Raw genomic sequence first — 21965 nt, forward strand, 5'->3', positions numbered from 1 at the left:
CACAAGATGCGCCTTGCTGCTTTATGCCAGCCGATCCGTTGGCTGCAGCACGCTTAGTGTGACTCGGGCTCCTCCGTATAGAAATCACGCCAATCGCAATTTAACGTATAGACCAGCTCTTCAACCGATGTTGGCTGCATAATATAGGGCTGGCTGACATGAAATTTTTGTATCATCAATGAGTTAAACAGTTGCCAATGCTTGAGTAAGCAATCGGATAACTCTTCAATCTCTGGAGCCCAAGTGGCGCGCATAAACGGGGTTAAACTGGCGGCACTGTGGGTGTACATGATCATCTGCCATTTGATTTCCCACAGCAGGATCGGTGATTCTGGATGCTGACGGTTATATTCGCTGGCCAGTGACTCAATCAGATTTTCGATGTCGCCGGAGGTATCCAGAAAATAGTCCAGCAATTTATCTTCTTGGCGCACTGCATCGGCAATCAGTTGGATCGGTTGCTTAATCACTAAGCCATGGGCCAACATACGCATGATAAAGGTATAAAGTTTAACATTGACGGGGGTGTCGGCCGGCATCGCTTGCAGCACGGTTTGCATATAACGCACCATATACAGATGCAAACCATCGCTAATGCTGTGCCAGATTTTTTCTTTACTGCCCAAATGGTGGCGGATCAAACTGTGCGATACCCCAGCTTTTTCACTGATATGGCGCAAAGAAACCCGCGAATAGCCGAGTTCACAAAACAGCTCTGCCGCAATAGTGATAATGTGATAACGCGTTTTTTGGGCATCTTGTGCACTGCGCCGCCCTTGTTTTTTCTCAAGCATGTCAACTTAACCTATGGTGCTCGCTAAGATGCCCCATTGTTTACCAGATTTACTCGGTTTTTTCACCGCCATCAGAGCAAAAATCGAGTATAGGAGGAATATTCACGGTGTTGTGGCGTAAAATGCAGCAACGTCGTGTAAATCTTGATCGTTGAAACGGCGTAGCTGAGCTTTCATCATTTCTGCCATCGGGCCACTGCGCTCACCGAGTTGGTACTCTTTCATCGCTTGATACAGCTCTGGCGCACTTTTGCCGTTCAGGTTGGGGTAACGGGAGTGACTGGCTTCATCATCTTTGGCATGACAAAACAGGCAGCTTGAGACTTTTTGCTCACCGAGCTGCGCATCACCACTCGCCAACGCCGGGTTTACCATCATGGCTACGCCCAGCGTCAGCGTGATATGGGCTAGTGGATGGCGAAATCGCATGGCTTTATGCAATTGAAAATTCATTTTATCTCCTATAAATATCCGCAAAGTTTGGCTTTACTTAAACAAGCAATGGTTTTGGCATCGGTGATTTCGCCGCTGATGATTTTACTCTCCAATGCGGCAGGGCTAAGCAGTAGCACTTCAATCACTTCGTCTTCATCACAGCAATAACGCGCTGTTTTGCTCAGTTGTTTGGCGACAAACAGGTGTTGAATTTCATCGCAGAAGCCAGCGAGCGGGGTCACTTGGCCGAGTTCAATAAATTGCGCGGCACTAAAACCGGTCTCTTCTTCGAGTTCACGTTGTGCGCAGGCGAGCGGCAATTCATCGGGTTCCAGTGTGCCAGCGGGGAGTTCAATCAACCATTTTTTCAGTGAAGGACGATATTGACGAATGGCGACGATTTCACCTTGTGCGGTCAAGGGCAAGATCACCGCAGCGCCGGGATGCGCTAGCGTGGTATGAGTTACCGTGTAGCCATTGGGAAGCAAAATCTCTTCCTCAACTAACGCGATATTTTTCCATTGATGGATGATTTTGCTCATAAGCGGCGTTTTATAACACTGATAATGAAACCGCTACCTTAACCCACCTTAAGTGGCATCCCCAAGCATAAATTCTGCTTTTGATACCATGATTGGGTGATTGGTGACAAGTTGAGCAATGATCGGTGCAATCAATGATTACCTGTTGTTTGCAATAAATGAGATCTGCTATAAGGGCACAATAAAAAATACACTTTGTAACAAATAGACAATAATTCTATAGAGTCGCCGCTTGTTCCATTGATTTGACCCAATTGGGTGTTTTGTTTGAGGTATAAAGAGATGCAGCCATTGACCACCGGCTCTCACGCGCAAAAAGCGCTGCTTTGCGAGCGCATTAATAAGCTGGCCAAAGCGCTCTCTGATGGCGTGTATGAGCGAGAGAACACCATCAAACTCTGCTTACTGACCGCGTTAGCCGGCGAGAGTGTGTTTTTACTTGGTCCCCCGGGGATTGCCAAAAGTTTAATTGCCAAGCGTTTGATTCAAGCTTTTGATAATAGTAGCTATTTTGAATATTTAATGACCCGTTTTTCCACGCCAGAAGAGGTGTTTGGGCCGCTAAGCATCCAAGAGTTAAAAGATAATGGGCGTTATTTACGTTTGACCCAAGGTTATTTACCGACCGCACAGGTGGTGTTTCTGGATGAGATCTGGAAAGCGGGACCGGCGATCCTCAATACCTTATTGACGGTGGTTAACGAAAAAACCTTTAAAAATGGCAGTGATATTCAGCCAGTTCCGATGCGTTTGCTGGTGACCGCTTCCAACGAATTACCAAGTGAAGATAGTGGGTTAGATGCACTGTATGATCGTCTGTTAGTGCGGATTTTTGTTAATCGGATCCAAAATAAGCAAAACTTCAAATCGATGCTGACGGTCGGTACCGCCCAAGAGGCAAAAATTCCGGCTGGGTTGGCGATCACCGATCAAGAGTATCATCAGTGGCAAATTCAGTTGGATAAGCTGGAGTTAACCGATCCGGTGTTTGAGAAGCTTTATCAACTGAAAAGCATGGTAGAACAACGCTCACAAGCGAACGCGAGTTCTGATTTAGAGATGTATGTTTCTGATCGCCGTTGGAAAAAAGCGGCCAAATTATTGAAGGCGAGTGCCTTTTTTAATGGGCGTGATGAAATTAATCCTCTTGATCTGCTGCTGCTGGAGAATTGTTTGTGGAACACTCCGCAGTCACACCAAGTGGTGCATGATGTGATCCGCGAATTTGCACTGCGTTATGCGTTTGACCAAGCGGAAGTGGAACAGCAACTGGATGTATGCCGGCTTGAGTTGGCGCAAATTCAAGAAGAATTAGAGTCAGAATTTGCCATGCTGCTGTCGCTCGAAACATCAAATAGCTTAATTAAAAAGCAAATTCATCATCAATATGATCTTGCCGATGCGAAAAAATACAGCGTAGGCGTTACCAACGATCTGATCAAACTGGTGCTGTTGCAAAGCAATATGTCGGTCTCGGAAGGCGAGAAAGGAGACAGTCGTTGGGTTTATGTGCCCAAAACTGAGTTAGAGCGCATCATCAAAGAGGGGCAGGGTAGCGCTTACGGTTATGTGAATCACAATACCAACTTGTGCCGCTTACGCTTTGATCTGGATGGCAAGCGTAATTTGGTGATTAAGGATATTGCCAATCGCTCGGTATTGGTCGCTGTAGTCACCAAACAAGGCTTGGAAGAGACCTTGTATCAAAACTGGTTGGCCAAAGCGGATCAAGCCATGGCGCAGTTAACCCATGCTGAACATCATTTACGTCACGTGCGCGCTAAATTTCATGCCGCGTTGCCGCACAGTTTTATCGATCCTGAGTTGCCGACGGCAATGGAAGCCACTTTGCATGAACTACAACAATATTGGCAAGCAACGCAAAGTGAATGTGAGCGTAGCGTCATGCGCATTCGGAATCTCAACCAATTTTTCGCCTAAGGAAGTGTGATGCTGGGAGTTGATGCGTTCAATCTGGTGTTAAGTATTGCCGAATCAGGGCTGATCGATACTGCAGTCAATGATTTGATTGGGCGTTCACAAGTGATGATGATGGCTGACAATCGTGGCGTGGCGGCCTCGGTAAAAAATCATCTATTAAAATGGCAGACCAACGTGCGTCGCCGTATGACCAAAGTATGCGAAACTGAACGCTTTCAAAGTGAATTGGCGCTGTACCAAAAAGTGATCCATTGGGATGAGGCGACTTTTTTTGCACAGACGCCCGATCTGCTTAAGCAGTTGGAGGGCGATTCAAGCTTTTATCTGCAGGCGCGGCGTTTGCTAGAGAAAGAGCAGCTCCACCGTAACCCGATGTTCCCGCATTTCTTTTGTGATCAGTGGTATAAATCTTTGTCAGAGGCGATCCGTCAAGCGCAGTTACTCGAACTGAAAGAGAGTAAAGAGCGGATGCTGGCTGAGCTTTATCAACGGATGGAAACTCTGCGCAATATGGATAACGTCACCGCGGCTGGGGATACTGCCATTATCGGGCGTTTATGGGATATGGCGGCGGCGAAATTAAGTCGCAGCGACTTGAGTACCATCAAACGTTATGCGGATTTTCTTAAAAAGCACCAGACGTTACAGCAAATTGCTGAGCAACTCGGGCGTATGGCCGGGCAGAATGATGATCCTGATCTTAAGCGCGCGCCTACCGAAGTATTACAAATGGTAGAGCAGCGCTCTGATCAGGCGACTGACGATATTGTTGGTATCCATGAAAGTGATGATCTGAGTAAATTGCTGCCCAACGAAACCCTGTTTTTGGCTTACCCAGAACTGGAAGTGGTTTTTTATCAACACCTTATTGACAAACGTTTGATGAATTACCGCATGCAAGGTAAATCACGCACTTTGCGGCAAGTGCGTGCACAGCGCCCAGATCATAAGCAGCTTGAGATCGAAAAAGGTCCGTTTGTGGTGTGTATTGATGCATCCGGTTCGATGGCGGGGTTTCCTGAGCAGTGTGCTAAAGCGATGGCGTATGGCTTAATGCAAATTGCGCTGGCTGAAAATCGTGATTGTTATGTGATGCTATTTTCCTCCGAATTGATTACCTACGAATTAACCCGCCAAGATGGGCTGCGTGAAGCGAGTGATTTTCTCAGCTATACCTTTCACGGCGGTACCGATTTTGAACCGGTGATCTTAAAAGCGCTTGAACTGATGAGCGGTGAGACTTATCGCAATAGTGATCTGGTCGTGGTCTCTGATTTTATTGCGCCAAAACAAAGCGAGGAGTTGTTAGCACAAGTGGCGGCGATCAAAGCGCGCAAAAACCGTTTTCATGCAATCAGTTTGTCCAAATATGGTAATCCACAACTGCTCACCATGTTTGATCACTGTTGGAGCTATCACCCAAGTTTGCTTGGTCGTTTAATCAAAAAATGGTAATTGGCTTGTAACCAGTTATTCTTGCTATTGTTGTGGCGTTTTTTTATACAAAAAGTTGGTTGGCTTTGGTTTTATACATTTTTATTGCATAAAAATACATTCATAGTAGTATCAAGCACAGGTGATAATTAATGCAGTATGTCAGCATGAGTATTCGAGTTAACGCAATTAATAAGTCTTATGGCACCACTCAGGTGCTGCACAACATTAGCTTTGAATGTGCTAAAGGGGAAACTTTGGTACTGCTTGGCCCAAGTGGTGCCGGTAAAAGTTCGTTGCTGCGGGTACTCAATCTGTTAGAAAGCGCCGACAGCGGTCAACTGCATATTGCCAATCAACAGTTTGATTTTGCTCAACTACCTTCTGAGCAGCAGGGGCTGGCACTGCGGCGTAAAGTGGGCATGGTGTTTCAGCAGTACCATCTATGGCCACACATGACCGTGTTGGAAAATCTGATTGAAGCGCCAATCAAGGTCGCAGGAATAGCCAAAGCACAAGCCAAGCAGCAAGCGATGGATATTCTGACTACCTTGCAATTGGCCGATAAAGCCAATGCATGGCCACTGCATCTTTCCGGTGGTCAGCAGCAACGGGTAGCGATTGCCCGCGCGTTAATGATGAAACCGGATGTGCTGCTGTTTGATGAACCGACCGCTGCGCTTGACCCTGAAATCACCAATCAAGTGGTGAAAATCATCCAAGAGTTGAGCCGCACTGGCATCACGCAAGTGGTGGTGACTCATGAGGTCGATTTTGCCAAAAAAATCGCTAGTCATGTGCTGTATCTTGAACAAGGTCGCATGATCGAACACGGTACGGCAGCGGCGTTTCATCACCCGCAAACCCCACAGTTCGCTGAATATTTGACCCACTGATTATTATCAGTGGTGCTTAAAGTTTGAGCTTAACTTCTTGAATTTAATCGATTAAGTTGCATAGACTAATACAATAAGTTAGCTAATTTAACCCATAGATGCTGGCGATTGATGTGCCAGATTTCGCAATATACATGGAGTATTACAATGAACAAGATCCTACTTGCGTCTTTAATTGGTTTGGTTTCAGCCAGTGCTGCAGCGCAGCAAGAGATCAAATTTGTCATGGAAGCGACTTACGCACCATTTGAATACATGGATGCAAATAACCAAATCCAAGGTTTCGATGTTGATTTGGCCAATGCGTTGTGTAAGCAACTGCAAGCCAGGTGTAGCTTTCATAATCAAGCGTTTGACAGTTTGATCCCTGCACTAAAATTCAAGCGTTATGATGCAGCTATTTCAGCGATGGACATTACTGAAGCGCGTCTTGAGCAGGTCAATTTCACTGCGCCGTACTATGACAACTCGGCGGCTTTTGTGTCATTGGCGGGTAAAGTGGCCGATCAAGCGGCTCTTAAAGGCAAACGGGTTGGGGTGCAAAACGGCTCTACTCATCAAAGTTTCCTACTTGAGCAGTTACCGGGCGTGGTTGCGGTGCCTTATTCCAGCTACCAAGATGCTTTCATCGATATGAAAAATGGCCGGATTGACTCGGTATTTGGCGATACCGCAGTGGTTGCTGAGTGGTTTAAAGCTGATAGCCCACTGGATTACGTCGGTGATCGGGTAACCAACGCACAATACTTTGGCAATGGTTTTGGGATTGCGGTGAATAAAGATAACCAAGCGTTGCTTGACCAACTGAACACGGCGTTGGCAGCGGTGCAAGAGAATGGCGAATATGCCGCGATCTTTAATAAGTATTTCGGAAACTAATATGGGGCTAACGGGCTACTCTTTATCACTGGTACAAGCGAGCTGGATGACATTACACATCGCGTTGACCAGTTTGCTGGTCGGTTTACTATTGGCACTGCTGTTTGCCAGTGGTGAAATGGCGAAACTTAAATTGGTCAAATGGCCAACCACACTCTTGGTCACGGTGATCCGTGGTTTACCTGAGCTGTTAGTGGTGCTGTTTATCTATTTTGGTTCGACCCAAGTGCTGTTTCTGATCACCGGTGAATTTATTGAGATCAGTCCGTTTATCTCTGGAGTGATTGCGCTCGCGCTGATTTTTGCCTCTTATGCCTCACAAACCTTACGTGGCGCACTTAAAGCGGTAGGGCGAGGTCAGCGTGAAGCGGCGAGTGCGTTAGGGATTGTACCATTCCATGCTTTTTTTCGAATTGTCTTACCCCAAGCCATCCGTCACGCATTACCCGGTTTAATGAATCAATGGTTGGTACTGCTTAAAGATACTGCACTGGTTTCTTTGATTGGGGTTACCGATCTGCTCAAGCAAGCACAGTTGGCGTCCGCCGCCACTCATGAAGCCTTTACTTGGTACGCGACAGCAGCGGCAGTGTATTTGGTGATCACCTTAATTACCCAGCGCGCGGTGAAAGTGATTGATCATAAGTTCTCGGTACAGGGAATGGGCCATAACCAAGGAGCCAGCGTATGAAGCAGCAACACTTATGGCAACTGTTGGAAGGTTTAGCCACCAGTTTACAACTGACGGCGGTTTCACTGTTGGTGGGTTGCATACTGTCACTATTGATGACGGTAAGCCTAGTGCTGCGTACACCGGCGCTACACTGGTTTAGCCGTGCTTTAATTACTCTGTTTACCGGCACTCCGTTGCTGGTACAGATTTTCTTGGTCTACTACGGCCCTGGTCAGTTTGTCTGGATCCGTGAAAGCTTATTCTGGGTGTGGCTCAGTCAACCTTGGTTCTGCGCTATGTTGGCCTTGGCTCTCAATACCGCAGCCTACAGTACTCAACTGTTTAAAGGCGCGTTTGATGCGATCCCGGATGGGCAGTGGCAAGCGTGCCGTGCGTTAGGCATGGATAAACTCGCCACGCTGCGAGTGCTGTTGCCGTATGCACTGCGCCGCGCCGTCCCCGCTTATTCCAATGAAGTCATTCTGGTGTTCAAAGGCACTTCGCTGGCCAGTACCATCACCATTATGGATCTCATGGGTTACGCGCAGCGCATCAATGCGCAAACCTACGATACCTTGACCGTGTTTGGGGTCGCCGGAGCATTCTATTTAACCATCAATGGCGTGTTCACTCTGGTTTTCCGTCGCATCGAGCAAAAAGCCTTAGCATTTGAAAGCTATTAAGCGGCAGTTAATAACCCCCAACTAACCATTGACTATCCTTGCAATTTTTCTTGGTTTGCTTGTGCTTGTGCTTGTGCGTTATCGGTTAAGATTGGCTGTAATCTGCGATCCATAACTTCAGTTGCTGATTGACGCTCACAAAGCGCTGCGGTAAATCACGCTGCCTTTTTTTGACTAAATACAGGGTTTCGGTGACGGGATCCGGGTTTTGGTACACCGTGATCTGCTCACGGAGCAGGAAACTCTCCAGCGCTGATTTAGGTAATACCGTAAATCCTAATCCTTGTGCGACGGGTAACAAAATTTGCTGGATTTGATTAACATAGCCTGCGATTGCGAAGCTTTCACTGTGCAGAGCGCTCAGGGTCGGATTGGTACTTTTGGCTAAATAGAGCGAGAGATAATGGTCAATATCTGGATGGCGAATCAATCCGAGTTGGTGTAGACACTCAGCTAGCTCGTTCGGGTGTGGATGGCAAGTGTGTGGTAGCACTAAGTACAGCGGCTCTTCTCCTAAAACTTCATTGTCAAACACTCCGTGACTGGGTTGTGAGGTCACAATACCGATATCGATCTGTCCCTCTTTGATCGCGCTTAGAATGCGATGATTCGGTGCGGCTTCCAGTTCAATGCGCAGTTTCGGGTGGCGCTGTTGAATCGCCAGCAACTGTGGGTAGATCAGCAACGAGAGTGAGCCAGAGCAAGCAATCCGATAGCTGCCTGAAAAGGGTTCGTTATCGTGGATCTGCTCAAGCAAATGGTGCTCATTTTGGGCCAGTTGAGTGGCATACTCATACACCAAGCGCCCTTGATCGGTTAGCTCAAAACTTTTGTTGATGCGATGAATTAATGGTTGTTGGCAGGCCTGCTCTAACTTGCGGATGTGCTGGGTTACTCCCGGCTGGGTCATAAACAGTTTCTCTGCGGTTTTGGTGAAATGCCGAGTATCGACCAAGGTTTTGAAGGTTTGTAACCAGATTGGATTGAGCATACTATTGTCATAACGAATGATTATTAAAATAATGATAAACGATTATTTTTGTTTTGCTAGCTGGCGCTTTATGCTTTCTCTCGTTGCCACTGAACCAACAAGTCCCTTAGTATTGTTCGTAAAAACAGCGAGTTGAGCGTATTTTATACTTGGCGGTTGAAATCTTGCGCGGTCAGACGCTGATGATGCAATTTGTTATTGACCAAAAATCTCAATCCGTTAAAGTACGCCTCGTTGTCGCGGTGAAGCCGCACAGCAGATGGTGTCTTCCATCGCAGTATGCGTTGCCCTGGTGGTGAAATCGGTAGACACAAGGGATTTAAAATCCCTCGACTTTCGAGTCGTGCCGGTTCAAGTCCGGCCCGGGGCACCATCTTGCTTAACACAACACATCTCATTTAGGCGCGTTGGCAGAGTGGCCATGCAGCGGATTGCAAATCCGTGAACCTCGGTTCGACTCCGGGACGCGCCTCCATCATTTTTCGATTATTCCTTGTTATTTTATTTTTCTGTTAGTTACCTGCTAGTGACTAGCGAAAGCCTATTCCCCTGCGACCCATTGACGTTTGTTACTGACACTGTTGATCAACATATACAAACAAGTGGTGAGCAAAATTGCAAATAGATAACCCATCAAGCCATGACGAGCTTGCATAAACCGATCGGCGCAGAGCGGCCCAATCACTGAGCCTACGCTGTAGCTGAGCAGCATCACTTGAGTGGCTGATACGATGTAATTGGCTGCTAATTTGTCGCAGCCTAAATTAATTGCGATGGGGTAGAGAGCAAAGGTTGCCATGCCAAGTACAAATAACCCAACGCCAAGTGCCCATAACGAATTATCAACTGCAGTGAGCGCAATCGCTGCGCTACCGAGTAAACAAAACAGCGCCATTTGTAATGTGCGCCCTAAAAATTGAGATAGCCAAGGTACCAGTGGCTGTACCGCCATGCCGCCTAAAATGATCAGCGCCATCAAGTTGCCAAGTTCACTATGGGCAATACCGTGCTGGCTTAGCTCAACCGGCATCAAACCATAAATAGCCCCTAAAGTGAGCCCTGATACTAAGCAGCCGATCATCGCAGGTTGGCTCAGCTTGCTCATTTGCTGCAGTGACAGTGAGCTGGCTTGCTGAGTAGACGGTTGATCGGTATGGCCATAAATGAGCACTAGGCAAGCGATCAACAACAGAGCAATGATGGCAATAAAAGGCAGAAGTCCGGCAACCCCCAACTGTCCAATCGCCATTTGCCCTAATGCGGTACCGCCATACAGTGCGACCATATAAATCCCTAACCGTTTGGCTCGCCCTTGTTCATCACCATGTAGCAGCCAAGATTCGACCACCACAAAGATCCCAGCTACAGCAATACCTGCCACTAAACGAGCAATAAGCCAAACGCTAGCGTAGGGTAATAGAGGCATCACGATAATCGAGAGCTGTAACAGGCTTAAACAGCCAATAAAGGCATAGCGATGTCCTAACCGATTGACCACTGGTTCTGCCACTAAAGCCCCGGCTAACAATCCGGCGTAAAATCCACTGGCTAGCCAACTGGCCAAGCTCGCTTCTAGCTGATAGTACGGCAGCATTAAAGGGACCAGGCTCATCAAGTAGCCGGCAGCAATCGCATACAGGGTTAACGCTAGCACGGGGACCGCAATCCGGTTTTGTACAGTTGCAGGGATTTCCATCGCAGACCTCGAGACGACAAACTATTGGCGCGAATATCGAATGAATATTCAACTGAGTAAAATGAAAAAAATGTTCTTGACGATAAGCTTTGCTTGTTGAACCGCAGTCTTGGCTAACCGCCGTCAAGTGGGCGCTGATTTAACTGCGCATGTCACTATACCGTTCCTACTTGAAGCTGCAGCGGTGTTGGCTACGTTGGTTCACCCCAATCACATAGTTTGCCTATGCTCATGGGGATTCACTCACTTGCCGCCTACCTGCAACTCCAAGTTGTTTGGGTATAAACGGCGGATAAACGACGGTTTTTACTTGGTTAGAGCTTGGTTTAGCCATTGGTCAAATTGAGACTTGGCCAGTGCGCCACTGAGCATTTCGACCCGTTGACCATTTTTAAACAGCATGATGGTCGGAATGCTGCGAATTTGGAAATGGGCGGCAAGGCTTTGCTGGGCTTCGGTATCAATTTTTATGAAACGCACTTGCCCTTTACGTTCGCTCGCTGCTGCGCTGAATACGGGCGCGAACCCAACACAGGGATTGCACCAAGGTGCCCAAAAATCGATCACTAATGGCACGTCACTGTGTAGCAAGGCGGAAAAATTAGCCTCTGTGCCTTCAATGGGTGCGCCATCAAGTAATGTCTCGTGGCATTTACCGCAAGTCGGGTTCTGGTTAACCCGTGCGACAGGCACCCGATTGAGTGCATGGCAAATCGGGCAACGAGTATTTAATGTAGACATGACTTCCTCTCTTTGGCTGGCAGGTTGACTCTTAATGGTCAACTTAAGTATTTGATGGTGAATTATAGCGGTAACGTTGATTATGCTATGGTTTGCGATTTTATAAAAATACCGGACAAGTATAGCTTGCCCGGTATTTTTATCGCGAGATTTAGTCGGCGAGTGCCATTGCTAGTAGAGTCACAGGGTGCAGGGTTGTGAGATGAGCATTTTCTTCAATTTGCCACTTACAGGTTTCGCAATCTGTGATGGCATAGTCGGCATCGGATGTTTGGATTGCCTCAAATAGGTGTGAGCCAATTTGTTTTGATACCGCGCAATTCTCCTCTTTAAATCCGTAAGTTCCGGCGAGTCCACAACATTGGCTATCTAGCACCACCAGCTCTAAGCCGGGGATCATTTTCAGTAGCTCAATGGTGAACATCACATTACCGCTGCGCTCTAAATGGCAAGGGGTGTGATACAGCACTTTTTTGTGTATTGGTTTCAGTTGCGGTGCATTACCACTCATGAATTCTTTGAGTAGAAAACGGGTGACGTAATGAATGTGATCCGCCACTTGGCTGTTATCAACCCCAAGCACATGCGGGTACTCTTGCTGCAGTGTAAAAGAGCAGGTGGAGGAGGTCGAGATCACCGGCGCGTGGTAATCATTGACCATCGCGGTAAGCTGCTTGAGGTTATACAGCGCGTTATTGCGCGCTTTATTGTGAAAACCATTGGCGATCAACGGCACACCACAGCATTTTTCACTGTCGAGTAATCGCACGCCAATATTCATTGCATTCATCACGCGGACCAAGTCTTTGCCCAGTTGTGGATGATTGTAGTTAACGTAGCAGCCATGAAAATAAGCCACTTGGCGTGAGTAGAGCGGCTGGCTGGTACAATTTTGTTTAAACCAGCGCCGAAAAGTGCCGTGTGAATATTTGGGGAGGGTTTTATGATCATGTACGCCAATCGTTTTGTGCATCAGTTTTTTGACCAATGGCAGCGAGGTGGCAGCGTTGACTAATGGCGCAAAAGGGGTTGCCAGTGAGCCAAATAGATCGGTATGGCTGAGCACAAAATCGCGCACCAACTTAGGATTGAGCGGTTTTTTGCCATATTTACCCCGCGCAACGGCGATCATATCCCCAATTTTTACGCCGGAGGGGCAAGCGGTTTCACAGCGTTTGCAGTTAGTGCACAGCTTGAGCGCATCATCATAATATTCAGCACTTTTGATGCGTAAGCGTTCGCCGTCTGGGCCACACTGTTTGGGGCCCGGATAATCAGGGTTGGCTTTGGCAACTGGGCAATAAACCGTACACACCGTACATTTAATGCATTGATCAAAACTGGTGTTTTGGGGGGCGGAGTGGATAAAGTTCATCATTAAACCTCCTCTATTGGTGTAGCCGTGTCACCCGCTAAAATCTGCTCTAGAGCATGATAGGCGGTGGCAATTGCCACCCCACCGCCACAGCTTTCAAAGACCGGATCATAGCCACTTAACATGGCTCCGCAGCACCACAGGTTTTCAATCGTGGTGCCTTGACGGGTGGGATGCAAATGGCGATCGGTTTTGACTCCAAACGTCATAAAAGGGTGTGATTGGGTAGCGATAAATTGAGTATCGCGCCATAACGCCCGCTCGCCGGTTTGTTGTACCTCCAGATCGAAAATCGGCTCTTGGATCGTGTGTTGTGAAGCGTGTAAACCTTGGCTAAAGTAGCTGCCGGTCGCCATGACATAGTGTTTCGCGGTGAGTGGAAAATCGCGCAGATTTTGAGTGTAAATGGCATCGAGGCGAGCGCCATCAAATATCCCATTAACGACTTTATCGCCTTTGAGCTGCACCCCACCGGCTTGAATAAAACTGCGCTGTAGCGCATCTTCAATCCGGATCCCGAGTAATGATGGCGGCATGGTTGGCACTTCATGAAAACGCAGTTGAGTCACTTGCTGCAGTTCGCTCATCAGTTGTAACCCATCACCGTTGCCAGTGATGGCGGGCATGATCACCAGATCGTCTGGCTGTGCAAGTTGGATGAGTTGTTGACACAGCGCTTGCCATGCTGGGGTTTGGCGCAGTAAACGGGCCAGATCAATTGAGCGCAGCTCATAAGGATTGCCGCGCAGCTCACTAAGCCCGGGCAGAGTGACTGATGCGGCGACAATCGGCGTGTGTGCCAGTTCTGGGCGCTGGGCTAAGTTATCGCACAGCATGGCTGGTTGAAAATCACGATAGCCTTCAATCGTGATCACTATAATGCGAGCAAAATCTGCTTGGCCGCGATAAGGATAGACAAACGGTTGTGATAGCCAGCTATTTCTCAAACTGCCCAGTGGTGTGATGCGCCAATGATTCGCACCATCCGCTTGATGATGTAACGGAACCTGCGCTTGCTGTAACGTGCGTTGAAACCAGAGCAAACCTTGTTCGCTGGTTTGACGTCCGACCTTGCTGTAAGGGTGCTCAGGGGCTTGTTGTTGCAGCGCGGCAAAAGCCTCAAAAGGCTGATCGATTAAGCTACCATCAGGCAGGCGACCCAGTACATCAATTGAACCTGAGGAGAAATGCAGCGCACTTTGTCCTTGGTTGATTAACACTACTTTTTTTCCAGCTTGCAACGCGCGCAACGCGGCGCAATATCCGGCAATCCCGCCACCGATGACGGCCACATCATAATGCATCATTGTTGTTTCTCCGTGGCTGAGTCTAAGTCAGGTAAATCGCTGGCCCCGAGCAAGCCTTGATAAATCCAATAGCTAAATTCTGCTTCGCGTAGCGCATCACCCCAAAAAATTGGTTTAATGCCTTTCCAGCGCTCTTCGAGAAAATCGACCAATAGATGACTGGATTGACAACCCGAAACTTGCCCGTACTCACTAAACAGGCTCGCGGCGCGGTAGCTGCACAGCTCACCTTGGCAAGGCCCCATGCCTAAACGAGTGCGGCGGCGGAGATCAACCAAGTTATTTACCGCAAGGTGTTTAATGGCGTATTCAATTTCGCCCGCGGTGACCATTTCGCATTCACAAATCACTGCTTGGCTCTTGGCATCGTCCGCTAAAAAGCTGGCCGCCCGTTCCCCATGACGGTAAATGGCTGATTCATAGACTGGTTTGGCAAGGCTGGCGGTTTTTTTAATCGGTTTCGGGGGCTGTTGAGAGCCCGGCAAAGGGCGTAAATGGGTCTGGCAAGCTTGAGTATTGCCGAGTTTTTTCGCGACCAGATCAGTGGCCCATTCTGCCATTAAACGGTAAGTCATCAGCTTGCCGCCAGTAATGGTGGTGAAGCCTTTTAGGCCATCGCGCTGCTCATGATCCAGCAGTACAATGCCACGGCTGATATTGCGGCCACTGCCATCGTCATCGACCGCTACTAAGGGACGTACGCCGGCATAAGCGCGCAGTACCCGTGTATTGGCCATGATCGGCGCAAGTTTGGCCCCTTCTGCCAGCAAAATATCGACTTCACGTTCGGTGACTTGTAGCTTATCAATCTGATCATAATCAATATGCTCTGAGGTGGTTCCGATCAGCGAAATGGTATCGCCCGGCACTAAAATATCGGCATCGGAAGGCTTGCGGCAGCGATTAATCACCAGATTGTTAATCCGATAATCTAAGATCAGCAAGGAACCTTTGGCTGGAAACATTTTGATATTGAGATCGGCATATTCGCAGATGTTTTGCCCCCAAATGCCCGCGGCATTAATCACTTGCTGAGCAAAAATATCAAATTTGCTGCCATTGGCTAAATTTTGGCAGCGCACGCCACGCACGGTATCCCCTTGCCGAATCAGCGCAGTGACGATAGTGCGATTGAATAAGCGTGCGCCATGCTCCTTGGCATCCAACATATTTGCGGCACACAGCCGGAAAGGGTCGAGTGTGCCGTCGGGCACTTTAACCGCGCCAAGTAAGGCTGGGTTAACGTTCGGCTCTAGCAATAGTGCTTGTTTGCGGGTTAAACGCTCGGTTGCAATTCCTGCGTTAGTGCAAGCTTGCATAAAGCGATCTTGAAAGCTCAAATCATCTTCTGGCAGAGTGATAAATAGGCCATCAGTGGCTTCAACACAGTGACGAGCAATTGATTTGAGGATTTTATTTTCTTGAATACATTCGCGCGCTGACTCGATGTCTGTGACCGCGTAACGAGCCCCAGAGTGTAGCAAACCGTGATTACGGCCGGTGGTGCCGGCAGCGATATCATCTCTTTCTACTAACACGCAACGTAGGCCGCGCAACGCGCAATCACGCAAGATACCGGTACCAGTTGCTCCGCCGCCAATAATCACGACCTCAGTTTCGATGGTTGGATAAGCCGTCATAAGTTAAACCTTATGTCACCAAAATACATGCATTGAGTGTGGCATTGTTTTCTTTTTATGTTCGATATTTCGCTCACAAAAGCGCGAACGAATATTTTTTGAATCATCGAATGATGATTTGTGCTATGAATCGTTTGTTAATGATGGATGACTTAAATGTGTTATGAACGGAAGGCGTGAATGGATTGGATGGGAATAATGGCCAGCAATAAGTGCAAAGTCTGTTTTTACTTATTGATATATATTGAATTTAGCCACGGTTACACAGGTTGCTGCTTTTTGCTCATTGTGGATGAAAGGCAGGTCTAGGCGCTGAAACCAATCGGTTATTGATTCGGTTATCGATTCGATCATCACTGAAAATGATGCGTTATTTAACAAAAATCGAATCTTTAGGCAACAAGTCTGTGTTCGAACACTCATTAATTAAGGTTGTTTGTTTTCGATGAGTTTTTTTTGTGCCAGATTAATGGCGAACAATTCAGTTGTTCATCCAATAACGGCTCACATTCTTGCTATCACAGCCAACTGATGTAGATGCCAATTTGGCATCTACCATAAAAAGCAATATATCAGCCAACTATGCTGCAAATGGAATAATGGTTGGAGACTCTTGCTAAAAGATAGGGCTATGGTCGCAATATAATAAAAGGACTCTGACTATGAAGCAAACAAAGCAACATACTCTGCTGGGGCAGTGTATCGCCGAGTTTATCGGCACCGGATTATTGATCCTATTTGGTGTCGGTTGTGTGGCGGCACTGGTATTAACCGGGGCGCAATTCGGACAATGGGAAATCAGCATTGTCTGGGGCTTGGGCGTAGCAATTGCGATTTACTGTACCGCTGGGGTATCTGGCGCACATATCAATCCTGCGGTGACCATCGCATTGGCGGTATTTCACGGTTTTGATAAAGCGAAAGTGCTGCCTTATATCCTCGCTCAAGTGGCTGGCGCATTCTGCTCTGCGGCCTTGGTTTACAGTTTGTACAGCAATCTTTTTACTGATTACGAAATCGCCCACAATTTTGTACGTAGTAGCCAAGAAGCGTTAGCCACTGCGGGTATTTTCTCCACTTATTCACACCCATCACTCTCTTTTCTTGGGGCGATGGCGGTTGAATTCACCATTACTGCGGTGCTGATGTTTGGGATCCTAGCTTTGGGTGATGAGAATAATGGCGCGCACCGTAATGCGCTTAATCCATTGCTGATTGGACTTTTAATTGCGGTGATCGGTGGCTCATTAGGTCCATTGACTGGCTTTGCGATGAATCCGGCGCGTGATTTTGGTCCTAAGCTGTTCGCGTATTTTGCTGGATGGGATTATGCGCTGACTGGTGCGCAAGACATTCCGTATTTCATTGTACCGATTGTTGCACCGATCTTAGGCGCTTGCTTCGGTGCTTGGGCGTATCCCAAATTTATCGCCGCCTATCTGCCGAAAGTCGGCACTGGCTGTACCATTCCTAACCAGTGTGATTGCGCAGAAGAGGGCGAAGAAGCTCATATCTAGCGAACATAAAATAAAAAATATTGATAACTCATTACGTGAAACGAGAAGGAACAGAACATGACTGAGCAAAAATACATTGTCGCGCTTGATCAAGGCACCACCAGCTCACGTGCTGTGGTGTTAGATCATAATGCCAATATTGTGAGCGTTTCTCAGCGTGAATTTACCCAAATCTACCCACAAGCTGGGTGGGTGGAGCATGATCCATTAGAAATTTATGCTACGCAAAGTTCGACCTTGGTTGAAGCGCTGGGTAAAGCGGGGATCAGCAGTGACCAAGTCGCCGCGATTGGTATCACCAACCAGCGTGAGACCACCATAGTCTGGAATAAAGAAACCGGTAAACCGGTGTATAACGCGATTGTATGGCAGTGCCGACGTACTGCGGCGATTTGTGAAAAGCTTAAAGCGCGTGGCCTAGAAGATTACATCCGTGACAATACCGGTTTAGTGCTCGACCCCTATTTCTCCGGTAGCAAAATTAAATGGATTCTGGACAATGTTGCGGGTGCGCGTGAGCAGGCCGAAGCTGGCCAACTGTTGTTTGGTACGGTCGATACTTGGCTAGTGTGGAAAATGACCCAAGGCCGCGTTCATGTGACGGATTACACTAATGCTTCACGGACCATGCTGTTTAATATCAATACATTACAGTGGGATGAGAAAATCTTGGCCGAATTCGATATTCCACTGTCGATGATGCCACAAGTGAGAAAATCATCCGAAGTATATGGTCAAACTAACATTGGTGGTAAAGGCGGTACGCGTATTCCTATCGCAGGAATTGCCGGCGATCAACAAGCGGCATTGTATGGCCAAATGTGCGTACAAGCGGGGCAGGCAAAAAATACCTACGGTACCGGCTGCTTCCTATTGATGAACACTGGGCAAGAAAAAGTGACTTCGCGTAATGGATTACTTACCACCTTGGCTTGTGGTCCGCGTGGGGAACCCGCTTACGCTTTAGAAGGCGCGGTATTTATGGGCGGCGCTTCGATTCAATGGTTGCGTGATGAGCTTAAGCTGATTTCTGATGCCTGTGATTCAGAATATTTTGCCACCAAAATGGATACCTCGAATGGCGTATATGTGGTGCCAGCATTTACCGGATTGGGCGCGCCCTATTGGGATGCTTATGCACGCGGTACGATTGTTGGTTTAACCCGTGGGGTCAACTCCAACCATATTATTCGTGCCACACTGGAAAGCATTGCCTACCAGACGCGCGATGTACTGGATGCGATGCAAGCGGATTCGGGGATCAAACTTTCTGCGTTACGGGTTGATGGTGGTGCAGTGGCCAATAATTTCTTAATGCAGTTCCAAGCCGATGTGTTGGATACCGAAGTGCATCGCCCCAAAGTGACCGAAGTAACGGCTTTAGGCGCTGCTTATCTTGCTGGGCTGGCGGTTGGGTTCTGGGATAATTTGGATGAATTGCAAGGCAAAGCGGAAATTGATCGCAGTTTTATTCCTCATCATGATGAAGAGAAGCGTCAACGTCGCTATCGGGGTTGGAAACGTGCGGTGAAATGTGCGCAAGCTTGGGCTGAGTTACACGACGAAGAGTAATCAAGTTTGAGTCAGTGAACGAGTAAAAAATCAGACCCACCATAAGGTGGGTCTGGAATTTTTAGGCTTTCTTGCCTTGAGTCATCTGCTTATCGTGCTCAGTCAGATCTTTAATGCGACGACTGAGGTCACGGCGTTCTTTCGAAATCTCAGCACTTTTGATGATGTGATCATCAACACGATCTTCGTAGTCTGATTTCATGTTTTTGATGATGGTCAGGATCTCTTCATGGCTCATGTTGGGTTTAATGTAGTCCAACAGGTTAACCAGAAGCTCAACGCGTTTACGGTTATCACGAACTTTTTTCTCGTTATCATCGAGTTCACGTTGAAGTTTATTTTTACGACGAGCCAAGCTCACAATTTCAAATACGCTGTTCATAGGTTCCTTTTCCTACTTTTAAGGCAACTGCAAAGATTAAAGCACAACAACTCTCTTCATAACAGACTTAAGATCAATACGTAGCTTAACTTGAGCAATTAATCGCCACTTAGTCTGGTTGCTGGTTGTACATCACAAAATAAGCGCTATATGATGTGCACCATTGACGATTATAGACTCCACTACCATGCATACCTCTGATATTTTGGTGTCTCCAACGCCGCGAACCAGTGAAGCTGGCGTAACTAAGCTAGGGCAAGCTTACCTGCAACAGCGTCAGCAACTTGAATTGACAGAAATTGAACTAAAGCGCACTAAAATCGCCATGCTTAATGAAGATGGCCAATTGATCCGGCTAGCTTGGCTGCTCGATCACTAAAGTGTGCAAAATCAATGCGATGAACGCCATATTGAAGAGGCCAAAAATTAATCAACGGCTGGTTTAATTAACCGATAGTTTAATCAACCGATAGTTTAATTAACGGATGGTTTAATTAACCGATGGTGAACTAGCCCGCCAGTAAAAGGGCCGTACGATGAATATCCAACTCTCGCCACTTGAAGCCCGTGTGATTGGTTGCTTGATTGAAAAAGAAATTACCACTCCAGACTATTATCCACTAACGCTCAATAGTCTCACTATCGCTTGTAATCAAAAAAGTAACCGTGAACCCGTGTTGTCACTGAGTGAGGCCGAAGTTCAAGATACGGTCGCTGGATTAATTACTCGCCGTTTAGCCAGTGATGAAAGCAGCTTTAACAGTCGCACCAGTAAATATCAGCACCGATTTTGCAATACTGAATTTGGCGATTTAAAACTTGATCCACAAGAGTTAGGCCTAATTTGCTGTTTACTGCTGCGTGGCGCGCAAACCCCTGGTGAATTGCGTACCCGCAGTAACCGTTTATGTGAATTTAGCGACGTCAAACAAACTGAAGCGGTACTTGAGCGGTTAGCGAACCGAGCGTCTGGTGCTTTGGTGGTTAAATTAGCCCGTGAACCCGGTAAGCGTGAATCACGTTATCAGCACCTATTTTGTGACGCTGTGGATGTGGCTGAGTTTGCTGCCAGTGCAGAGCTTGAGGTTGTGCCAGCGACACAATTGACACAGTTAGAGCTGGAAGTGGCCGCACTACGTGCAGAAGTCGCCGAGCTGCGTGGGCTAGTCGAGCAGTATTTAGGCTAATGTCTGCACCAGCTTGGTTTGTCTATTTCGTCCGTACTGCAGGTAATGCACTGTATTGCGGTATTACCACCAATATTGAGCGCCGCTTTGCCTTGCATCAACAAGGCCGCGGTGCCAAAGCACTGCGTGGTAAAGGTCCGCTCAAATTGGTTTGGTCGGCGGCGGTGCCTGAAGGAAAACGTGCCGCCTTACAAATCGAATATCGCATTAAACGACTGCCTAAAGCACAAAAAGAAGCACTGGTGCAGGGTGAGCTTGCATTAGCACGGTTGCAACGTAGATGGCAGATCGGCGATGACCGCGCTAGCCAACAAGATAGTCTCGATTGAGCACAACGTGTTACAGCGAGCCAGCGAGAAAAGCTTGCTCTAAAATCTGTTTTTTCAAGCTCTCAGTTAATTGGATCGGTTGGGCAAATTGAATACCGATCAAATGTCCGTTGGGCTGGCGACGAATATTAACAATATGGCTGTCGATGTGCGTTGGCAGTAAAGGATCTAATTCACTGTTAATCGATACACCTGAGCCTTTGTTTAACTCATTCTCCCCCGCAATGAACACTCCACAACCGGAAACCGAAAAGTCAATTAAGCTACCGGTATAACTTTTGTTGCCTTGATTGAGCTCTGCTGGGATGGCCAATTTGTAACGTTCATGGCTACGGATCGCTTTGGTGGCAAAGTGTTTAGGTGGTCGTAAAAACAGCACACAGAAGGGTTTGGAGCTGGCTTGTATTATTGAACTCTTAAACGCCAAAATATGGCCGAGTTCAGTGTCACATATACCCCTTAATATAATCTGCACGTTATTCAGCTTGCGCATCACCAGTGCTTCATAACAGCCCTGTGGAAATTCCAGCACAATGTATTGCTCGATCTTGTGGCCAACGAGTGCGGTGTGAAAAATGTAAGTATCTTCGGGACCAAATTGGATCTCGGCCGAGACTTTCATTCCGGGCTTTAGCAGTAATGCCAATTTATGCAGATCATTCGAACCGACAGCCATGTCCAACTCTTCATTTGCTTTGATGATTGCTTAAGTTATACACCGTAATTCGTACGCTTGACCATTTTGAAATGCCGATAGTTGCATAAACGTGATAGTCCAACGATGCAAATCGATCAACTTGCCACTTAATGGAATCTATGGTCCGTAGTGGCAAGCTTAATATCCCCTTCCTACTTGAAGCAGCAGCGGTGTTGGCTACGTTGGTTAACCCCAATCACATAGTTTGCCTATGCTCATGGGGATTCACTCACTTGCCGCCTACCTGCAACTCC

The 21965-nt window shown here is 47.4% G+C and carries 22 protein-coding genes and 2 tRNA genes; 13 read left to right on the plus strand and 11 right to left on the minus strand.

What is annotated here, in order from left to right; translation table 11 throughout:
• Window positions 1-53: 53 nt before the first annotated feature.
• From G7083_RS13270 to G7083_RS13280, 3 genes are all read right to left on the minus strand, one after another.
• The gene (locus G7083_RS13270) at window positions 54-794 is read right to left on the minus strand and encodes a TetR/AcrR family transcriptional regulator (RefSeq protein WP_166015310.1); all 741 of its coding nucleotides are present in this window, start codon (window positions 792-794) and stop codon (window positions 54-56) included.
• 102 nt (window positions 795-896) lie between these two features.
• Complete coding sequence (locus G7083_RS13275) at window positions 897-1172, minus strand: c-type cytochrome (protein ID WP_166015522.1); 276 nt, start codon at window positions 1170-1172, stop codon at window positions 897-899.
• Between the two features lie 83 nt (window positions 1173-1255).
• Window positions 1256-1771 (minus strand): NUDIX hydrolase, encoded by a 516-nt coding sequence (locus G7083_RS13280; protein ID WP_166015311.1) that lies wholly within the window; start codon window positions 1769-1771, stop codon window positions 1256-1258.
• A gap of 282 nt (window positions 1772-2053) precedes the next feature.
• Between G7083_RS13280 and G7083_RS13285 the strand changes: the two genes are divergently transcribed.
• The 6 genes from G7083_RS13285 to artM all read left to right on the plus strand — a co-directional run bounded on the left by G7083_RS13285 (window position 2054) and on the right by artM (window position 8277).
• Window positions 2054-3712 carry an ATPase RavA domain-containing protein gene (locus G7083_RS13285; RefSeq protein WP_166015312.1) on the plus strand — a complete coding sequence of 553 codons (1659 nt, stop codon included), beginning with the start codon at window positions 2054-2056 and terminating at the stop codon, window positions 3710-3712.
• Between the two features lie 9 nt (window positions 3713-3721).
• A complete protein-coding gene (viaA, locus tag G7083_RS13290; protein WP_166015313.1) occupies window positions 3722-5167 on the plus strand; it encodes an ATPase RavA stimulator ViaA in 1446 nt (481 codons plus the stop codon).
• Window positions 5168-5313: 146 nt separating this feature from the next.
• Window positions 5314-6042, plus strand: a complete 729-nt coding sequence (gene artP / locus G7083_RS13295; RefSeq protein WP_346776877.1) for an arginine ABC transporter ATP-binding protein ArtP — start codon at window positions 5314-5316, stop codon at window positions 6040-6042.
• Between the two features lie 147 nt (window positions 6043-6189).
• Window positions 6190-6921: an arginine ABC transporter substrate-binding protein gene (locus G7083_RS13300; RefSeq protein ID WP_166015315.1), complete on the plus strand. Its 732-nt coding sequence runs from the start codon at window positions 6190-6192 to the stop codon at window positions 6919-6921.
• A 1-nt stretch (window position 6922) separates the two neighbouring features.
• Window positions 6923-7612: an arginine ABC transporter permease ArtQ gene (gene artQ / locus G7083_RS13305; RefSeq protein WP_166015316.1), complete on the plus strand. Its 690-nt coding sequence runs from the start codon at window positions 6923-6925 to the stop codon at window positions 7610-7612.
• Window positions 7609-8277: an arginine ABC transporter permease ArtM gene (gene artM / locus G7083_RS13310; RefSeq protein ID WP_166015317.1), complete on the plus strand. Its 669-nt coding sequence runs from the start codon at window positions 7609-7611 to the stop codon at window positions 8275-8277. Before artQ ends, artM begins: the two co-directional genes overlap by 4 nt.
• 85 nt (window positions 8278-8362) lie before the next feature.
• On the opposite strand, the gene G7083_RS13315 is transcribed toward artM, so the two are convergent.
• On the minus strand, window positions 8363-9268 hold the full coding sequence (locus G7083_RS13315) for a LysR family transcriptional regulator (RefSeq protein ID WP_166015318.1): 906 nt from the start codon (window positions 9266-9268) through the stop codon (window positions 8363-8365).
• Window positions 9269-9554: 286 nt separating this feature from the next.
• Between G7083_RS13315 and G7083_RS13320 the strand changes: the two genes are divergently transcribed.
• A tRNA-Leu gene (locus G7083_RS13320) sits at window positions 9555-9641 on the plus strand.
• A gap of 28 nt (window positions 9642-9669) precedes the next feature.
• Window positions 9670-9743 (plus strand) — tRNA-Cys (locus G7083_RS13325).
• Between the two features lie 66 nt (window positions 9744-9809).
• Here the strand turns inward: G7083_RS13325 and G7083_RS13330 are convergent.
• From G7083_RS13330 to glpA, 5 genes are all read right to left on the minus strand, one after another.
• Complete coding sequence (locus G7083_RS13330) at window positions 9810-10964, minus strand: MFS transporter (protein ID WP_166015319.1); 1155 nt, start codon at window positions 10962-10964, stop codon at window positions 9810-9812.
• A 306-nt stretch (window positions 10965-11270) separates the two neighbouring features.
• Window positions 11271-11705, minus strand: coding sequence for a thioredoxin TrxC (gene trxC, locus G7083_RS13335; protein WP_166015320.1), 435 nt, complete (start codon window positions 11703-11705; stop codon window positions 11271-11273).
• Window positions 11706-11856: 151 nt separating this feature from the next.
• The gene (gene glpC, locus G7083_RS13340) at window positions 11857-13080 is read right to left on the minus strand and encodes an anaerobic glycerol-3-phosphate dehydrogenase subunit GlpC (protein WP_166015523.1); all 1224 of its coding nucleotides are present in this window, start codon (window positions 13078-13080) and stop codon (window positions 11857-11859) included.
• 2 nt (window positions 13081-13082) lie between these two features.
• The gene (gene glpB, locus G7083_RS13345; RefSeq protein WP_166015321.1) at window positions 13083-14387 is read right to left on the minus strand and encodes a glycerol-3-phosphate dehydrogenase subunit GlpB; all 1305 of its coding nucleotides are present in this window, start codon (window positions 14385-14387) and stop codon (window positions 13083-13085) included.
• Window positions 14384-16027, minus strand: coding sequence for an anaerobic glycerol-3-phosphate dehydrogenase subunit A (gene glpA / locus G7083_RS13350; RefSeq protein WP_166015322.1), 1644 nt, complete (start codon window positions 16025-16027; stop codon window positions 14384-14386). The genes glpB and glpA overlap by 4 nt, the downstream gene beginning before the upstream one ends.
• 662 nt (window positions 16028-16689) lie before the next feature.
• On the opposite strand from glpA, the gene G7083_RS13355 reads away from it, so the two are divergent.
• Both G7083_RS13355 and glpK read left to right on the plus strand, forming a co-directional pair.
• Complete coding sequence (locus G7083_RS13355) at window positions 16690-17544, plus strand: MIP/aquaporin family protein (protein ID WP_166015323.1); 855 nt, start codon at window positions 16690-16692, stop codon at window positions 17542-17544.
• Between the two features lie 57 nt (window positions 17545-17601).
• On the plus strand, window positions 17602-19116 hold the full coding sequence (gene glpK / locus G7083_RS13360; RefSeq protein WP_166015324.1) for a glycerol kinase GlpK: 1515 nt from the start codon (window positions 17602-17604) through the stop codon (window positions 19114-19116).
• Between the two features lie 61 nt (window positions 19117-19177).
• Here the strand turns inward: glpK and G7083_RS13365 are convergent, their stop codons facing one another.
• Window positions 19178-19498, minus strand: a complete 321-nt coding sequence (locus tag G7083_RS13365) for a DUF496 family protein (RefSeq protein ID WP_166015325.1) — start codon at window positions 19496-19498, stop codon at window positions 19178-19180.
• A 187-nt stretch (window positions 19499-19685) separates the two neighbouring features.
• Between G7083_RS13365 and G7083_RS13370 the strand changes: the two genes are divergently transcribed.
• The 3 genes from G7083_RS13370 (at window position 19686) to G7083_RS13380 (ending at window position 21014) form a co-directional block, all read left to right on the plus strand.
• Window positions 19686-19877, plus strand: a complete 192-nt coding sequence (locus G7083_RS13370) for a hypothetical protein (protein ID WP_166015326.1) — start codon at window positions 19686-19688, stop codon at window positions 19875-19877.
• 157 nt (window positions 19878-20034) lie between these two features.
• Window positions 20035-20685, plus strand: coding sequence for a YceH family protein (locus G7083_RS13375; RefSeq protein ID WP_166015327.1), 651 nt, complete (start codon window positions 20035-20037; stop codon window positions 20683-20685).
• Window positions 20685-21014 carry a GIY-YIG nuclease family protein gene (locus G7083_RS13380; protein WP_166015328.1) on the plus strand — a complete coding sequence of 110 codons (330 nt, stop codon included), beginning with the start codon at window positions 20685-20687 and terminating at the stop codon, window positions 21012-21014. The genes G7083_RS13375 and G7083_RS13380 overlap by 1 nt, the downstream gene beginning before the upstream one ends.
• Before the next feature lie 10 nt (window positions 21015-21024).
• Here G7083_RS13380 and G7083_RS13385 read toward each other — a convergent pair whose 3' ends face one another.
• Entirely contained in the window at window positions 21025-21690 is a 666-nt protein-coding gene (locus tag G7083_RS13385) for a PilZ domain-containing protein (RefSeq protein WP_166015329.1), read from the minus strand.
• Between the last annotated feature and the right edge of the window lie 275 nt (window positions 21691-21965).

The sequence above is a fragment of the Vibrio sp. HDW18 genome (genome assembly GCF_011306175.1).
Classification (GTDB): domain Bacteria; phylum Pseudomonadota; class Gammaproteobacteria; order Enterobacterales; family Vibrionaceae; genus Vibrio; species Vibrio chanodichtyis.

What these genes read in the sequence shown, in the direction of transcription:
- artQ (WP_166015316.1), top strand. Translation starts at nt 6,923, where the DNA reads ATGGGGCTAACGGGCTACTCTTTATCACTGGTACAAGCGAGCTGGATG.
- G7083_RS13300 (WP_166015315.1), top strand. Translation starts at nt 6,190, where the DNA reads ATGAACAAGATCCTACTTGCGTCTTTAATTGGTTTGGTTTCAGCCAGT.
- G7083_RS13365 (WP_166015325.1), bottom strand. Translation starts at nt 19,498, where the DNA reads ATGAACAGCGTATTTGAAATTGTGAGCTTGGCTCGTCGTAAAAATAAA.
- G7083_RS13385 (WP_166015329.1), bottom strand. Translation starts at nt 21,690, where the DNA reads ATGGCTGTCGGTTCGAATGATCTGCATAAATTGGCATTACTGCTAAAG.
- G7083_RS13355 (WP_166015323.1), top strand. Translation starts at nt 16,690, where the DNA reads ATGAAGCAAACAAAGCAACATACTCTGCTGGGGCAGTGTATCGCCGAG.
- glpC (WP_166015523.1), bottom strand. Translation starts at nt 13,080, where the DNA reads ATGAACTTTATCCACTCCGCCCCCCAAAACACCAGTTTTGATCAATGC.
- G7083_RS13330 (WP_166015319.1), bottom strand. Translation starts at nt 10,964, where the DNA reads ATGGAAATCCCTGCAACTGTACAAAACCGGATTGCGGTCCCCGTGCTA.
- viaA (WP_166015313.1), top strand. Translation starts at nt 3,722, where the DNA reads ATGCTGGGAGTTGATGCGTTCAATCTGGTGTTAAGTATTGCCGAATCA.
- trxC (WP_166015320.1), bottom strand. Translation starts at nt 11,705, where the DNA reads ATGTCTACATTAAATACTCGTTGCCCGATTTGCCATGCACTCAATCGG.
- artP (WP_346776877.1), top strand. Translation starts at nt 5,314, where the DNA reads ATGAGTATTCGAGTTAACGCAATTAATAAGTCTTATGGCACCACTCAG.
- G7083_RS13370 (WP_166015326.1), top strand. Translation starts at nt 19,686, where the DNA reads ATGCATACCTCTGATATTTTGGTGTCTCCAACGCCGCGAACCAGTGAA.
- artM (WP_166015317.1), top strand. Translation starts at nt 7,609, where the DNA reads ATGAAGCAGCAACACTTATGGCAACTGTTGGAAGGTTTAGCCACCAGT.
- G7083_RS13315 (WP_166015318.1), bottom strand. Translation starts at nt 9,268, where the DNA reads ATGCTCAATCCAATCTGGTTACAAACCTTCAAAACCTTGGTCGATACT.
- G7083_RS13275 (WP_166015522.1), bottom strand. Translation starts at nt 1,172, where the DNA reads ATGATGGTAAACCCGGCGTTGGCGAGTGGTGATGCGCAGCTCGGTGAG.
- glpK (WP_166015324.1), top strand. Translation starts at nt 17,602, where the DNA reads ATGACTGAGCAAAAATACATTGTCGCGCTTGATCAAGGCACCACCAGC.
- G7083_RS13375 (WP_166015327.1), top strand. Translation starts at nt 20,035, where the DNA reads ATGAATATCCAACTCTCGCCACTTGAAGCCCGTGTGATTGGTTGCTTG.
- glpB (WP_166015321.1), bottom strand. Translation starts at nt 14,387, where the DNA reads ATGATGCATTATGATGTGGCCGTCATCGGTGGCGGGATTGCCGGATAT.
- G7083_RS13285 (WP_166015312.1), top strand. Translation starts at nt 2,054, where the DNA reads ATGCAGCCATTGACCACCGGCTCTCACGCGCAAAAAGCGCTGCTTTGC.
- G7083_RS13270 (WP_166015310.1), bottom strand. Translation starts at nt 794, where the DNA reads ATGCTTGAGAAAAAACAAGGGCGGCGCAGTGCACAAGATGCCCAAAAA.
- G7083_RS13280 (WP_166015311.1), bottom strand. Translation starts at nt 1,771, where the DNA reads ATGAGCAAAATCATCCATCAATGGAAAAATATCGCGTTAGTTGAGGAA.
- glpA (WP_166015322.1), bottom strand. Translation starts at nt 16,027, where the DNA reads ATGACGGCTTATCCAACCATCGAAACTGAGGTCGTGATTATTGGCGGC.
- G7083_RS13380 (WP_166015328.1), top strand. Translation starts at nt 20,685, where the DNA reads ATGTCTGCACCAGCTTGGTTTGTCTATTTCGTCCGTACTGCAGGTAAT.